Annotated in this window: 15 protein-coding genes; 2 read left to right on the forward strand and 13 right to left on the reverse strand. The window is 53.2% G+C overall.

All coding sequences use genetic code 11. The annotated features are described in order from the left end of the window. Positions 1–18 precede the first annotated feature (18 nt). The 8 genes from IV04_RS03475 to IV04_RS03510 all read right to left on the reverse strand — a co-directional run bounded on the left by IV04_RS03475 (position 19) and on the right by IV04_RS03510 (position 6,841). Complete coding sequence (locus IV04_RS03475; protein ID WP_037400760.1) at positions 19–1,281, reverse strand: MFS transporter; 1,263 nt, start codon at positions 1,279–1,281, stop codon at positions 19–21. A 23-nt stretch (positions 1,282–1,304) separates the two neighbouring features. Next, on the reverse strand, positions 1,305–2,516 hold the full coding sequence (locus IV04_RS03480) for an NAD(P)/FAD-dependent oxidoreductase (RefSeq protein ID WP_037400763.1): 1,212 nt from the start codon (positions 2,514–2,516) through the stop codon (positions 1,305–1,307). Then, complete coding sequence (locus tag IV04_RS03485) at positions 2,513–3,454, reverse strand: VOC family protein (RefSeq protein WP_037400765.1); 942 nt, start codon at positions 3,452–3,454, stop codon at positions 2,513–2,515. The genes IV04_RS03480 and IV04_RS03485 overlap by 4 nt, the downstream gene beginning before the upstream one ends. Before the next feature lie 118 nt (positions 3,455–3,572). Beyond that, positions 3,573–4,367 carry an IclR family transcriptional regulator gene (locus tag IV04_RS03490; protein ID WP_037400768.1) on the reverse strand — a complete coding sequence of 265 codons (795 nt, stop codon included), beginning with the start codon at positions 4,365–4,367 and terminating at the stop codon, positions 3,573–3,575. Positions 4,368–4,397: 30 nt separating this feature from the next. Then, complete coding sequence (locus IV04_RS03495; protein WP_037400771.1) at positions 4,398–5,153, reverse strand: SDR family oxidoreductase; 756 nt, start codon at positions 5,151–5,153, stop codon at positions 4,398–4,400. After that, the gene (locus IV04_RS03500; protein WP_037400773.1) at positions 5,150–6,193 is read right to left on the reverse strand and encodes an aromatic ring-hydroxylating dioxygenase subunit alpha; all 1,044 of its coding nucleotides are present in this window, start codon (positions 6,191–6,193) and stop codon (positions 5,150–5,152) included. The genes IV04_RS03495 and IV04_RS03500 overlap by 4 nt, the downstream gene beginning before the upstream one ends. 19 nt (positions 6,194–6,212) lie before the next feature. Further along, a complete protein-coding gene (locus tag IV04_RS03505; RefSeq protein WP_037400775.1) occupies positions 6,213–6,521 on the reverse strand; it encodes a recombinase-like helix-turn-helix domain-containing protein in 309 nt (102 codons plus the stop codon). 2 nt (positions 6,522–6,523) lie between these two features. Next, positions 6,524–6,841 carry a non-heme iron oxygenase ferredoxin subunit gene (locus IV04_RS03510; protein WP_037400778.1) on the reverse strand — a complete coding sequence of 106 codons (318 nt, stop codon included), beginning with the start codon at positions 6,839–6,841 and terminating at the stop codon, positions 6,524–6,526. A 300-nt stretch (positions 6,842–7,141) separates the two neighbouring features. On the opposite strand from IV04_RS03510, the gene IV04_RS03515 reads away from it, so the two are divergent. After that, a complete protein-coding gene (locus tag IV04_RS03515) occupies positions 7,142–8,326 on the forward strand; it encodes a M20 aminoacylase family protein (protein WP_051916634.1) in 1,185 nt (394 codons plus the stop codon). A 24-nt stretch (positions 8,327–8,350) separates the two neighbouring features. Beyond that, a complete protein-coding gene (locus IV04_RS03520) occupies positions 8,351–9,649 on the forward strand; it encodes an MFS transporter (RefSeq protein ID WP_037400781.1) in 1,299 nt (432 codons plus the stop codon). Positions 9,650–9,713: 64 nt separating this feature from the next. Here IV04_RS03520 and rluF read toward each other — a convergent pair whose 3' ends face one another. The 5 genes from rluF to IV04_RS03545 all read right to left on the reverse strand — a co-directional run bounded on the left by rluF (position 9,714) and on the right by IV04_RS03545 (position 14,995). Then, positions 9,714–10,577: a 23S rRNA pseudouridine(2604) synthase RluF gene (rluF, locus tag IV04_RS03525; RefSeq protein WP_037400783.1), complete on the reverse strand. Its 864-nt coding sequence runs from the start codon at positions 10,575–10,577 to the stop codon at positions 9,714–9,716. A gap of 69 nt (positions 10,578–10,646) precedes the next feature. After that, positions 10,647–11,567 carry an agmatinase gene (gene speB, locus IV04_RS03530; RefSeq protein WP_037400786.1) on the reverse strand — a complete coding sequence of 307 codons (921 nt, stop codon included), beginning with the start codon at positions 11,565–11,567 and terminating at the stop codon, positions 10,647–10,649. Between the two features lie 195 nt (positions 11,568–11,762). Further along, the gene (msrA, locus tag IV04_RS03535; protein WP_037400788.1) at positions 11,763–12,485 is read right to left on the reverse strand and encodes a peptide-methionine (S)-S-oxide reductase MsrA; all 723 of its coding nucleotides are present in this window, start codon (positions 12,483–12,485) and stop codon (positions 11,763–11,765) included. An 8-nt stretch (positions 12,486–12,493) separates the two neighbouring features. Next, on the reverse strand, positions 12,494–12,994 hold the full coding sequence (gene msrB, locus IV04_RS03540; protein ID WP_037400811.1) for a peptide-methionine (R)-S-oxide reductase MsrB: 501 nt from the start codon (positions 12,992–12,994) through the stop codon (positions 12,494–12,496). 321 nt (positions 12,995–13,315) lie between these two features. After that, a complete protein-coding gene (locus IV04_RS03545) occupies positions 13,316–14,995 on the reverse strand; it encodes an endonuclease/exonuclease/phosphatase family protein (RefSeq protein ID WP_161782086.1) in 1,680 nt (559 codons plus the stop codon). Positions 14,996–15,509: the final 514 nt, after the last annotated feature.

Consider the following 15,509-nt stretch of genomic DNA (forward strand, 5'->3'; position numbering starts at 1 on the left):
GTTGTTTCTCCTTCGTTGTCAATATTTCTTCAGCAGTGGCAGCAGAATGGTGCTGCCGACCAAGGCCATTACCACCAGGAACAGCAGGCCGTTATCCATGTTGCCGGTGGCGGCGATCAGCGCGCCCATCACCACCGGAGCCAATGCCCCGGAAAAATTACCTAATCCGTTAAAAATGCCGCCTGCAGTGGCACTGACCCGGCTGCTGGTGGCCTTCGCCAACAGGGCGAAAATATTCGGCGCACCGGCCCCCCACATAAAGGTGCTGAACGACATGGCAGCGATCACGCTGTAGGTGCCTTGCAGGTGCAGTACCACTGCCAACCCTAGCCCAGCGCCGCACAGCGAGATAAAGCAGGCCAAAGCGCGGCGATCCAGTTTGTCTGAAAGCCAGGCCCCCACCACCTCCCCCAGCAGCATGGCGATAAACGGCAGTGATGACAGGTAACCGGCATGCTCCAGATGGATCCCTTTGCCTTTGATCAGGTAGCTGGGTAGCCAGCCGTTCATGCCCCACAGGTAGGTCAGAAACGCGATGTTAAACAGGCAGATCATCCAGAAATGCGGAGTTCGAAACAGTTCATAACGCAGCTGTTTGCGTTCGGCACTGCTCGGTTGCGCAACGGCGCTTTTCGCCGAGCGTGAAACGTTCAGATGACGTAAACCGAACATCACCAGCAGCATCACCGGCAAGGTGAGAAATGCCATAAAGAAGAAGGTGGTTCGCCAGTCAAAATGGCTAAGAATGAACAGCGTTACCGGGAAGCCCAGCGCCGCGCCGATCGGCGTTCCCAGCAGCCACATCATGGTGGCACGCGCTTGCAGGCGCTGTGGGAAAGCATGGCGGACAATCGCATAAGCAATCGCTATCAACGGCCCTTCGGCGATGCCGAGCATAATACGCAGGGTCATCATGGTGTGATAAGAGCGCGCCATGCCCATCATCACCATCAATATGCCCCACACCACCATCATGCCGAACAGCATCTTGACCGGGTTCAGCCGATCGCCAATGCCGCTTAACAGCATTGAAGAGAAGCCGTACGAGAACAAAAAGGCACTCATCAAGAGCCCAAGCCGCGTGGGATCAAAACCAATCCCCATCGCCTCCTGAAATGCACTATCGGAAAACAGCGCCGCAATACTGATCTTGTCGAAAAACGCCAATAAAACGCAGGCAAACAGGGCCGCCGGTACTGACCAGCGCACCCGATCCTGCGGGTTTTCGGCAACAGCATCCCCCGCCTGGCTGCTGCAGGCGTCGATTTCTTGCGTAGTCATAAAACGCTTCCTTAGGTCAGGCGTTATTTCAGCGCCATCAGAGAAAACTCCACATCCGCCAATTGCTGCGGATCCAGTACCCGGCCAGTGGCCAGCCAGCGTTTGCCCAACTTGATGGTGCGTGCATCATTAAACGCCACCATCTGTACCAATTGCCGATCGGCATTCAGGGTGAAAAACACCTGCGATTGTGGCGTGCGGCGTACCACGTGATGTACTCCGTCAGCCGGGACGCCGAGGATCTGGATATTGGCGTCGTATTGATCCGACCATAACCAAGCCACATCATCGTAAGGGGCGGCAAAAGCATCCAACATCGCACAGGCGGTGCTGATAGCCTGATTCTGGGCATAAGCCCAGGATTGCAGGCAGAGGCCAAGCGTAGGGTGGCGCGCTACGTCACCAGCAGCGAAAATGGCCGGGTGGCTGGTGCGCCCCTGCCCATCCACCACAATACCCGCCTCCACCCGCAGCCCGGCGCGATGTGCCAGTTCCAGGTTCAGTTCAACGCCAATCCCCACCACCACCAGATCAAACGGCTGCGCGTCACTGATGTCGCTGCCGATCCAAGGTTTGCCCTGATGATCTTCGAGCAGGATATCGCCGCAGCCACACAGCACGGTGACACCATGCTGCTGATGCAACTCCAGCAATGCCTGCGAAACATCGGCCCCGACGCTACGCATGCACAGCGCTGGCTGGCGCTCAAATACCGTGACCTCAGTGCCGAGCTTGCGCGCCGACGCGGCGATCTCCAGCCCAATCCAGCCGCCACCAACAATCGCCAACTTTTTGCATTGCTGTAATCCTTGGCGTAACCGCGCGGCGTCATCCCAGGAACGCAAGGTCATTACCTGTGGATGATTGGCCCAAGCGGCACCGGGTAAGCGTGGCCGCCCGCCAGTGGCGATCAGCAGTTGATCAAACTGCAATTGTGCACCGTTGCTCAGCGTGACGATCTGCCGTTGGCTGTCGATCGCTTCGGCACGCAGTGGGCGATGCCAGTCGATATTCAACCCGGCAACCACTTCTTCGCTGAACAGGCGGCTAAGCGGAGCCTCGCCATCCAGTAATGCGGCTTTAGACAGCGGCGGACGTTCGTAAAAGTCGTAAGACTCATCACTCACCACCGTCAGCTTGCCGCCGTAGCCGCGATCGCGCAGTGTCTTGGCTGCCCAACCGCCAGCCTGACCACCGCCGATAATCACAATCCCCGCATCGGTTAGCTGGCTCATGCAGCCCCCGTTTTCTTATGTTGGCGGCGGGTGTCGTGATCGATCCCCCCTTCCACCGCCCATTCGGTAAACGACACCAACGAGTGTTCCAGCTCACGCGGCTGCCAGTTTTCCGTCAGGTAGTCGTCATTGGTGTAATACTCAAATGCACCACCGGTCGGGCTGTTGACGTACCAGAAATAGGCAGAGGAGATTGGATGGCGGCCTGGGCCGATAAAGGTGCTCCAGTTTTCTTTGTTCATCGCGATGCCACCGCCGATCACTTCGTGAATATCACGCACGGTGAAGGCCACATGGTTCAGGCCGCGTGGGCGGTTAGGCAACTTGAGCAGGAACAGGTTGTGATGCCCACCACGTACCTGCGTCCGCAGAAACACTGCGCGATCGATATAGCGGTCCGACACCTGAAAACCGAGTTGCTCGCAGTAAAATTTTTCGGTAGCGGCCAGATCTTCAACAAAGAACACCACATGGCCGATATTGACCGGCTCAGCTTTGGCATACACCGGGCTGGGTTGATCGATACGGCGCACATCGCCCCACTGGTTGATCGGGGTAACTGGCAGCTCAACCTCACGCAGGGCGGTGACACCAAAACGCAGTGTCATACCGTTTGGATCGCGGCACTCCAGTTCCTCCCCCACCAGGCGGAACCCCGGCATCTTTTCCAACCGAGGTTGCAACGCCGCCAGCGCCGTTGGGCTGTCAACGCCCCAGGTCATACGGCGCAGGGTGGAGCCCGCTTCAAATGCGGCGGGTAAAACCTCGCTATTTTGTGGATACAACACCACACTGGCACCGCTCAAGGTGGTGAATTCACGGCGCGGCTCACCCCAATGCTGGAGCATCGGCTGCAGACCGAAGTCCTGCATAAATTTTTCGCACGTTGGCAGATCTTCAACGCCAAATTCCAGCTTTTCGATTCCGGTTATGCTCATTATTGTGCCTCACGTTCTCGCTGAATGCGTTTTTCAGGCATGATCGAACCCTGACCCATGATTGCTATGAGTCTTATCTGTGCCTGAGTTAAAAAATTATTATGGCTGGCGGAAGTAGTTAACCAACTTTCGCCTGCGGTGCCGCGCCTAAAAACCCGGAGATCTTCTCCGCCGCGTCTCGTACTTCCATACGCAACCGTTCGCGATCCGCTTTAGGGATCTCTTCGGACGGCACCATGATGCTGACCACCGCCTCCACCCGCTGTTCGTGGTTGAAGATCGGGTAAACGATCGAAGAAATACCGAGACGGAAGAACGATTCACCGATCACGTAGCCACGCGCTTTATCCTGCTGCACCATCTGCCACAGCGCTTCACGGTTGGCCGGTGCGCCCGGTGCCGCATCCGGCAACGCGTCGTCTGGGAACAAGCGTTCGAACTCTTCGCGGCTGGTGCTGGTCAGCAACATGCGGCCAAGAGAAGTACGGTGTACCGGCAAACGAGTACCGACGCTGACCTGGTTGATCTGCGAACCGGCGGCGCTGACGCGGGCGATGTAAATCACATCGCGCCCGTCACGAATCGCCAAGTGGCTGCTGCACTGGCTGCGATCGCGTAGCTGTTCGATCACCGGCTGGCCCACCTGCGCCACGTCCAGCGAAGCGATGTATTCAAACCCCAGCCGCAACACTTTGATCCCCAACCCGAAGGTATTGGTGCGCGGGTTACGCTCCAAAAACCCCAGATGCTCCAAGGTTTGTACCACACGGTAGGCTGTCGCTTTCGGCATATCGACCAGGCGATGTAATTCTGCAAAGGTCATTTCCTTGTGTTGCTCGCTGAACGCCAGCAACAGTTGCAAACCGCGATCCAGACCTGGGATCAGATATTTACACTCTTGATCTTCTGCCATGTGGCACTCCTTAACCTGTAGGTCGGGCAATCAGTTAAACACGAAACCGCCGTTGACCGGCAACAACTGGCCCGTCACGAAATTGGCCAGCGGCGACAGCAGATACAACACGCTGCCCGTCACATCATCAGGGTGCTGCGCGCCCGCCAAGGCTCGCCCTTGCTCGTACAACTGATGGCGTTCGGCTGGTACATATTCGGTGGCTTCAACCCGCGTCAGGCCCGGTGCAATGGCGTTGACGCAGATCCCCTGCGGCCCCAGTTCGCGCGCCATAGAGCGAGTCATTGAGATGATTGCTCCTTTACTCGCCACATAGGCCATCAGCCGTGGTGCACCCCACAGGGCGGTATCCGAGGCGATATTGACGATCTTGGCGTGTGGCGTTTGCGCCAGCAGCGGCACCGCCGCCTGGCTGACCAACCAGGTGCCACGCACATTGACCTGCATCACCTTGTCCCACAGGTCGATGTCGTATTCCATCATGGTTTTGCCGCCAACCCCGGTCGCCAGCGCCGCGTTGTTCACCAGCCCGTCGATTGCCCCGCCTTGAGCAATATTGTGGAAGGCTTCGGTGATCGACTGTGGCGACGCCAGATCGATCACCTGCGTTTCGACCAAAAATCCTTGCTCACGCAGGCTGGCCGCGCTGTCCTGCAGCTCTTGCGCCAGAATATCGCACATCACCACGCTGGCACCCGCCTGAGCGATCGCGACCGCGAAGCTGCGCCCCAGGCCACGTGCCGCGCCGGTGACCACAATGCGTTTCCCTTTCAGCAAGCCATTCACTGTGCTGCCTCCAGCTCGCTGAGGATCGCCAACTGTTTCTGTGCTTCTTTCTGCATCATGCGGCGCAGGCGAGAAAGGCCAACATCGTGCTGATAAAGGTATTCCTGGCCACGCGCGTTCGGTGCCATATTTTCCAGCACGATACGATCCTGCTCCAGAACGTCCCAGTGCAGTTGCTCCAGACGGTTGCGGTACATAAAGCGCCACATATCACGCTGCCAGTCTTTCACCTGACGGATACGCCAGAAGAACACGCGGCAATGATCTTTATCTTCCGGCACCACCATGCCGATGATCCAGAAGTGGCCGCCCGGCCCAAAACGCTTTTTGTACGGGATCGACAGGCGCATCCAGTAGGCACCGCTGCTGCCAAACTCGACCCAATCGAAGTTCACGCCGATCTGGCCGTTCTTTTTGAAGATAAAGCCGCTGTCGGTAGGTTCCAACGCCATATCGGCTTTGCGATCCCCTTCAGCCATCGAATGTGACGAGGAGTGCAGATAGGTGCCATGCATCGGATCCATCACGTTTTCCAACGCGTATTGGTAGTTACAGTCCCAACTGGCGGTACACAGGAAGTTGCTGTAGCTGGCTTCGTCCGCCAGTTCTTTCGGGAAAGTCAGTTCAGCCGGTTCTTCATCGGCAGTAATACCGAAATACAGGAACACTGCACCGTAGGCTTCTTTGGCCGGATAAGAGCGCAGGCATTTTTGCCCCACCAGCGGGCAACGATCCACCGCCGGAACGTCTTTTACCTCACCATCACCGCCCACTTCCACGCCGTGATACCAGCAGGCAATGCGATCCCCCAGGTTCCAGCCCATGGAAAGGCGCGCGCCACGATGCGGGCAGCGGTCTTCCAGCGCATGAATCGCCCCGTCTTTATCGCGCCACACTACTATTTGTTGCTCAAGACGGGTGATCCCCACCGGATTATTGCCCACTTCCCAACTGGCCAACACCGGGTACCACATGCCGCGCAATCCTTGATCGAGATAATTCTGCACTGTCTGCGCAGCGGATGCTGTATTTGCTGTCATTGTGTTCTCCCTGTGCGGCTCAGAAACCGTTAACGTGAAGGAATTCGCGGAATGTGGCTTCATTCCAGGCTTGGCCGCTGCGATCAAACAGGCGGCGCTGATTCAATGCGCTGACGATCTGATCAAGCTCTTCCGCGCCCTGATCGAAGATCTCTTCCAACGCCGCCACCAGCGCGGTTTCAAAACCGTCTGGCACCCGAGCACGATTCTGCCAAATGACGTTCTGATATTGGCCTGGCTGGTGAATTTGACCGTTGCCCCCTTCGCGCGCTGGGATGATCTGTTGAGTGTCCGGCAACCAAGGGTTGATATCGGTAATGTGCTGCATGCTTATTTCTCCGCAATAAAGGTGATTTGGATTTGGTTATCGACCACCCGAGTGGGATAGATTTGCAGATCGCGGCCACCCGGTTCGCGCAGGCATTGGCCGGTGCGCACATCGAACACGGCTTCGTGCAACGGGCACTCCACCTTGCCGTCATCAACAAATCCCTGGCTGAGCAAGGCATAGGCGTGCGGGCAGACGTCTTCCAGCGCGTAATATTGACCGTCGATCAAATACACACCGACCTCTTTTCCTTCCACATTGGCGGAGAAAGGAAAATCTTCTTTCACCTGAGACACTTCACACACATTCTTCCAGCTCATTGCTTCTTGTCTCCTATCTGATTGTTTCATATATGAAACTCAGTTTCTTATTTAATACATTCAATATAAGTACGGTGAATTTCTCGTCAAGTCAGCAATAGGGGAAATGTTAATAAAGGGTTGTTTAAAAGTTGCAAATGCGGGTCGGATCACGAAAGTACGTTCTGAAATGAAAAGTGAGAAATGTATATTCAATTCAGAGCAGATTGATAAACTCCATAAACTTCATATGCAGCCAAAACGTTGCTGCACAGGAGACTTGGAAGTCCCCCCTTGAACCAGCATCCAGAGGCTATCAACATGATATTTAAAGCAATAAATTCAGATATCTTCAAAGAGTATGCAGCAGAAAGCCAAGCTCTTCGTCAGCACATTCACCAACACCCCGAATTGGGCTATCAGGAGCAGCAAACCGCCGATCTGGTGGCTGAGAAACTGGCATCCTGGGGGTATCAGGTCACGCGCGGGCTGGGTGTCACCGGCCTCGTCGGCACGTTGAAAAAGGGAAACGGCCCACGGGCTATCGGGATCCGCGCCGATATGGACGCGCTACCGATTGTCGAGAATACCGGCTTGCCTTATTGCAGCGTACACCACGGCGTCATGCACGCCTGTGGTCATGACGGCCACACCGCCATGTTGCTCGGTGCCGCACATTATCTGGCCGATCATCCTGACTTTAATGGCACGTTAAATCTCATTTTTCAGCCTGCAGAAGAAGGTTTGGCCGGGGCACGGAAGATGATGGAGGATGGATTATTTGAACAATTCCCCTGCGATGCCATCTTTGCCATGCATAACATGCCAGGGTTCCCAGAAGGACAGTTTGTGTTTGGCGCAGGGGCATTTATGGCTTCCAGCGATAACGTCACCATCACGATTCACGGCAAAGGTGGCCACGGTGCGATGCCCAAAGGCACCGTTGACGCCGTGGTGGTGGGTTCCAGCATTGTTATGGCATTACAAACCATTGTTGCACGTAATTTGAGTGCTCAAGAATCAGGGGTGATTACGGTCGGTTCGTTTCAGAGCGGCATTGCTAATAATGTGATCGCGGATTCAGCAGTATTAAAATTAAGCGTACGTGCTTTAGACCCAGCGATAAGGGATTTTCTGGAAGAGCGGATTAAAACGCTGGTTAATGCCCAGGCTGCGGCTTTCGGTGCTGCCGTTAGCATTGATTACGTCCGTTCCTATCCGGTATTAGTCAATAACCCTGAAATGACCCAATTTGCCAAACAGGTGGCATTGGATATGTTTAGAGAGCAACACGGCGATCAGGTTATTGATATACCGGAACCATTAATGGGCAGCGAAGATTTTGCCTTTATGCTGCAACAGCGGCCCGGCAGTTATTTATTGTTAGGCAACGGCGCGGGTGAAAATAGCTGTATGGTACATAACCCTGGCTATGATTTTAACGATGCGATCATTACTCGGGGTATCGCTTATTGGAGCGCTTTAACCCAGGCATTTCTCAAATAAAGCCGTCTTGATTAAAGGACATAAATGAAAGGACACACGATGGACAGCGCCAAGAAAAAGATTTCACCTGCAAAAGCGATTGTAGCGACCACATTAGGCAACGGATTGGAGTTTTTTGATCTGGTGCTGTATGCCTTTTTTGCCACTTATATCGCCAAAGCCTATTTCCCTGCCACAGACCCTTTAGTCAGTATGATGACCTCATTCATGATCTTCGGCATGGGCTATCTTGCCAGACCGGTCGGCGCATTGGTCATTGGCCACTATGCGGATAAAAAAGGGCGTAAACCCGCCATGGCGCTCACATTCCTGTTGATGGGCCTCAGTACCATGGTGATTGGTATCACTCCGTCTTATCAAAGTATTGGGGTAGCTGCCCCAATCATTATTACGCTGGCCAGATTGGTACAAGGCTTTTCTGCTGGTGGTGAATTGGGCGCATCAACCACGCTACTGGTGGAATATGCCAAACCCCACAATCGCGGATTTTATGGCGGCTGGCAGGTTTCCAGCCAGGGAGCCGGGAATCTGTTTGCTGCCATGACGCTGGTGATCCTGGTCAACGTGATGCCCGCTGAAAGCGTTCAAGACTGGGGATGGCGTATTCCCTTCCTGCTTGGGGTCGTTATTGCGCCTATCGGTTTATATATTCGTTCAAAACTAGAAGAAACCGCCACCCACACACTGCAGCCAACGGCAGATAAAGCCCCTAAAATCCCGTTAATCGAAGTGATCACCACCTATTATAAAGAAACTTTGTCCGGCATTTTATTAACCATTGGGGGAACCATCCCTCACATGATTATTATGTTTTATCTTCCCAACTATGCGATCAGTATTTTAAAGCTGGATACCGGCTATAGCATGCTGATCGGGGCCATCGGTGGACTCATTACGCTGATTGGTGGCCCGCTGGCCGGAATGTGGTCCGACAACGTTGGCAGACGCCCTCTGATTACCGGCTCAAGAATCGTTATTGTCTTATTAATTTACCCGGCGTTTTATTTGTTAAGCAGCTACCCGAGTGTCCCTTTGATGTTTGCTATCATGATTGTGTTGAGCACGATTAATATTATTGGCGCCTCTCCTTCAATCACGATTCTACCGGAAATATTTCCACGCCATGTCAGGACCACCGGGCTTTCTCTGGTTTACAGCGTCGCGGTAGGGATTTTCGGCGGCTTTTCACTCTCTATTGCCACCTATCTGATCAAAGTCACTGGTAATGCAGCAGCACCGGCCTTTTATGTGATTGCCGGTTGTAGCCTATCACTGCTCGCCTTTATCTTTATCAAAGAGACCAGTAAAGAACGGTTAAACTAATAAATAAAGCGCAGGATTGCAGTGGGTTGAGAACCGCCCGTTGCAACCTGCGCCTTGGTTCAGCTCAACGCCCTTTTTTCTTGCGCCCCGGCTGGGCAAAACGCTTGCGCGCTGCCGTGTTACTGCTTGGCTTCTCGGCGCTTTTCGGCCCATTGCCCGCTGGTTTTTTCACTGCAGACTTGGCCTTTTTCGCTGGCTTAGCCTCTGAAGAAGAGTCCTCAATCAATTTAAACAGATCGATCAGCTCGTCGTCAGTTAAATCACGCCATTCCCCCAAAGGCAGCCCTTTGAGGCTAACATTCATAATGCGCGTGCGTTCCAGCTTGGTCACCTCATAGCCAAAATGCTCACACATGCGGCGAATCTGGCGGTTAAGCCCCTGCACCAGCACAATACGGAACACAAACGGCGCTTCTTTCTTCACCTTGCACTTTTTGGTCACCGTTCCCAGCATCGGTACACCAGCACCCAAACCACGGATAAAGTCGTCGGTCACCGGTTTGTTAACCGTAACCAGATACTCTTTCTCATGGTCATTGCCCGCTCGCAGGATCTTGTTCACCAGATCGCCGTGGTTAGTAAGGAAAATCAACCCTTGAGAATCTTTATCCAAGCGCCCGATCGGGAAAACACGGGTGCTGTGGTTGACGAAATCGACAATATTGTCTTTCTCGCCGTCTTCCGTGGTGCTGACAATACCCACCGGTTTGTTGAGCGCAATAAAGATCAGGTCTTCTTCGTTGCGTGGTTCAATAAGCTGGCCGTTAACCTTGACGACGTCGCCAGCGAATACCCGATCACCGAGCCCAACGCGCTTGCCGTTGATAAAAACATTGCCTTGCTCGATGTAACGATCGGCCTCGCGACGCGAGCAGATGCCACTTTCGCTGATGTATTTGTTAAGCCGTGTAGAGGGTTTAGTCAGCACGGTTCCTCCATAAACGTGGAATTGATTTTATCTTCACGGCAAACCACTGCCGACATCATAGGGCAAGCGTTACCCCTGCTTTTTAGCCGCTTGCAGATACAGCATTTCCAGACCCAACGTGGCGGCGGCCAGCGCGGTGATTTCTGACTGATCGTAAGCAGGAGCCACTTCTACCACATCCATACCAACGATGTTCAGCGATTGCATGCCGCGCACCAGCTTCAATGCACGATCGGAAGTCAGGCCGCCGATCACCGGGGTGCCGGTGCCTGGAGCAAAGGCCGGATCCAGACAGTCGATATCGAAGGTCAGGTATACCGGCATATCACCGACGATCTGTTTGATCTGCGTCAGCAGATCGTCAACGCCGCGATCGTTAACCTGCGCCGCGTCCAACACGGTGAAACCGTTGTCACGATCAAACTCGGTACGGATACCGATTTGTACTGAATGGTGTGGATCGATCAGCCCTTCGTTCGGCGCATGGAAGAACATGGTGCCGTGATCAAACTTGCTGCCGTTGGCATAGGTATCGGTGTGGGCATCAAAATGCACCAGCGCCATTTTGCCAAAATGCTTGGCATGTGCGCGCAGCAGCGGCAGCGTGACGAAGTGGTCACCGCCGAAAGAGAGCATACGCTTACCGGCTTGCAGCAGTTTTTCTGCATGCGCCTGCAATTTATCGCTCATGTCCTGCGCATCGCCAAAGTTGAATACGATGTCACCACAATCAACGACGTTCAGGCGATCGCGTAGCTCAAAACCCCACGGCCAGCGCGCGCCTTCCCAGGCCAGATTGGTGGATACCTGACGAATAGCCGCCGGACCATGACGGCCACCGGCACGGCCAGAAGTCGCCATATCGAACGGAATGCCGGTGATGACCCACTCTGCGTCGCTGTTGTAAGGCATAAAGTTCAGCGGAAAGCGTAGGAAACCAAAGGCATTGGACACTAAAGAGTTATCGTACTGATGGCCTAAGGTGTTCATAGTAAATCCTCATAGTTCAACGGTTCGCCCAGAATCAATCGCTCTGGCGGTCACAAAAAAAAATCCCTCCCGCGTCGTTAGCCCGACGAGAAAGGGATTGATTCGATGTCTGTTTCAATCGGCGGATTATCGCCGCATTTCGCTTGTGCTTCAAGATACTCGTCGCCACCAAGTATAGAAGAAATGCCTCCAGATTCAGTTAACCAACACTGGATCCGAACGATATTGTTGTGGGAACAGTTGCTGGAGCTGTTTTATCTTCGGCAAATCGTTGATCACGATATACGGGTAGTCAGGGTTGTCGTTTAAAAAATTCTGATGATAAGTCTCGGCAGGATAAAAATGTGCCTTGTTCTCAATACGGGTAACCAAAGGTTTGGCAAAACGTTTGCTGCCATTGAGCTGTGCGATATAGGCCTCGGCAACCTGTTGCTGTGACTCTGTCAGCGGGAAAATAGCGGAGCGATATTGCGTACCACTGTCCGGACCTTGGCGGTTAAGTTCGGTTGGATTGTGGGCCACCGAAAAATAGATTTGCAGCAGTTGACCATAAGAAACTTTTTGCGGATCAAAGGTGACCTGCACCGATTCCGCATGCCCAGTATTGCCACCGCTGACGGTATCGTAATTAGCGGTTTGCGCCGTACCACCCGCATAACCCGATACGGCGTTGGTGACGCCTTTCACATGTTGGAAAACACCCTGTACGCCCCAGAAACAGCCACCGGCAAAGATCGCGGTTTCGCTGTGTGACGCCGTGGGGGCTTCATCGTTGACGGGCGCAGGGATCACCACGGCGGTTTCAGCACCGTCAAATGCCCCTGCCAGACTTTGAAAAACCAGCATCATTACCAGCAATAGCGCTGCCCAAAAGCCATAACGATGCATTAATTGAACGAATCTGTTTGCACTTTTCATTTTATTCCTCACTTGGCTGACTGGGGCGTAAAAACCATCGCCAAACCGTTCATACAGTAACGTAGCCCGGTAGGCGCCGGTCCGTCATCGAACACATGCCCCAAGTGGCCACCACAGCGCCGGCAGTGGACTTCGTCGCGCACCATGCCAAATGAGCGGTCTTGGCGTGTGGCCACGGCATGCTCAAGCGGTTGATAAAAACTCGGCCAACCGGTATGGCTGTCAAATTTGGTTTGGGAAGAAAACAGCGGCAGGTTGCAGCCTGCACAGGCAAATATGCCGCTGCGATGTTCATCGTTGAGTGGGCTGCTGTAAGGCCGCTCGGTGCCCTCTTCACGCAACACGTTATACTGCGCCGGGCTCAACCGCTGTTGCCACTGCTCATCGCTATAGCTGATTTCAAACTGTGCTTTACTGGCAGCCCGTGAGAAAAAAGTGGGTAGCGCCCCCACTGCGAAAGCGGCTGATAGCGCACCACCGCCTAAAATAAAATGCCGTCTGTTGATCATCATCGTACCTCAGTGAATAACCGATAATGGCAACTTACCCGGGAAGCCCTGACTAAATCCTCACGAAGAGTTAACAAATTTGTGATAACTGAATTAGGTGCGCCGAATAGTGCTACAGGTGGGAATGATGCAGGTTAGCCGACCGTTGAGCGCAGGGATGCGCGATACGAGCCCCCAAGGATGGGTTTACGGCGTGTCGGCGTTCCGCATCATTCCCACCTGCCCGAAGCGTAAAGTGAAGCGTTATTATTTAGTTGGCATACCGTACACACAAGTTATGTGTACGGTATGTGTTCGAGATTAGGCATTCAATGTGGGCATTCAATCAAGTTGAATGACGGTGAGCACCTTCGCATCGTAGTCGAGATCAAACTGGAACAAGCCAGCCTGTTCGCTTTCAAACAGCAAGCCTTCCGCGCTGTTCTCAAGCAACACCGTAGGTTTGGACAATTCGAGCCGGTTGCCCGCCTGAGCACTCCCCAGAGTTAACCGATACCCTGTGCGATCGGCCAGATACAGCCGATGGGCTTTGTAATCCGCCGCCGGATCCTCTTGAGCTGCCCCCAACCGGGTTATCAGGCGATATTTACCCCCTGCCAGATATTCAAAACGGTTCCCCCTATAAGTTTGCTTACCCGTATGGCTACCGACCAGATAGAGCTGATATGGCGCACTGCCTTCAACCTGTTCAGCCTGCCTGGCCGCTAACCCAAACTGCGCGTAGACACCGGTATGATCGGAAACACGTCCAAAAGAGCCTTGTGTAAATACGCGCTGACTTTGCCTGACTTCAAATGGGCTGTCGTCATTCATCACCAGGAAATCAATCCGTTTGCCAACATCGCCGATCCAGCCATCTATCGTTCCCCCAATGGTTGGATCCAGCAAACCATCGGGGTTTGCCAACGCATATTGTTCAGAATACCCCGTACCGTTGGTAATAAACTGTTGCTCTTTCGTCGCGGCAACCTGATTGAAATCGCCACAGAACAACGTATTCACATTCTGCGTTTTCAGCTCTTTATCCCAGGCAACCAGGCGATTGAACTGGCCTTGAAAAGGCTCTTCGTCATCATTCCACCAGCCCGCATGAATAGAGAAAACATCCAGCTTGCCTAAGCGTTCGCCAAGATCAATTTGTGCCATAGGGATATTGCGTGATTTCCAAAAAGTGCGCGTGCCATTATTAACATCACTGATATAACGGGAATCTTTTTTAACAATAGGATGTCTGGAAAGCACCGCAGAGCCTTCCATCCAGACATCCCAACCAAAATGAGACCAGTCCATCGCAAAGTCATATTGCTTATTATTGAGCCTGGAGAGGATCTGTCTGACCATATTGCTGTCGGTCGCACCGAATTGCACAGTGTCCAGATCGTCTCTCTGTTTGCCATGCCACTCTCCGACCTCCTGCAGGCACACCACATCCGGATTAAGCTCGTTAATTGCTGCGGCGACACGATCAAATAATACACCGTGCTGATTCACGCGTTCTTGGGCCTGAGTGTCAGTGAGATCAGACTCTTTAACACCGGGTGTTTTGAACTCCTGATAAGTATGCAGATTGAGGCTCAACACCGTAAAAGTATCTGCCGCTTGCTGGCTCGCAGGGTTAGTCGTAAATAACAGACCATCCTTCACCCATACCTGCTCCGCACTGCTGCGGAAATTCTCTGCAGGATCTGAATCATGTTCACATTTATAATGAGAGCCTGGATAACAACCCTGAGTGGCCCCCAGGTTAATGACTCCACTGTCGCCCTCAAAAGCAAATTCCAGCTTATCCGCTTTAACCGTTGCCGACCACCAGCCTTCTTCATTCTTGGCCATGGCAAGGCGCTGGTACTCTGCCTCGGCAGGATGATGACGATAAACCAATTCTCCATAATTCCAGTCAGGCATATAGAAATGTACCGTCATATTATGTGAGACCTGCGGTAATTCTGTTGAGTGTGGTTTATCGCGATCAGAATCACACCCCAAAAGTAATAAGCTCATAACTACAACCAGAGTGATATTTTTTATGGCATTTTTAATACTTATCATGACCTGCCTCCATTTTTATTTTACAGGCAAAATCCCTCTCCAGATTCGCCGACAGTAAAGCCAACACTATAATCTATCTATACCCAAAATAATTCGAGTTGCTTGTAGGCGGTAACTGAGCGAAGCCCCAGGAACTTACTCAAGTAAGTGACTGGGGTGAGTGACAAATCTGCGAAAGCAGATTTGAACGCTGCTTTCAACGGCCCCGAAGGAGCTAGGCCCAGTATGGGCCGAGTAACGCAGCCCACACCCAAGCAACTTGAAGTATGAAGGGTATAGTTTGCCAATGCTTAAGGTTGTGCCCTCTCCCAGTGGGAGGGGGCCGGGGTGAGGGGCAATGGCTGCGCTAATCTCCTCTCACCTTAACCCTCTCTTTCTGTAAGGAGAGGGTTAGCCTTGACTTAAGTATCTACAAGCCGGGTTATTCCCGGTGCCTGCTGCTTTAGCAGGCCGTTGGGCCGATATT

It is taken from the genome of Serratia sp. Ag1 (assembly GCF_000743355.1).
GTDB lineage: Bacteria > Pseudomonadota > Gammaproteobacteria > Enterobacterales > Enterobacteriaceae > Chania.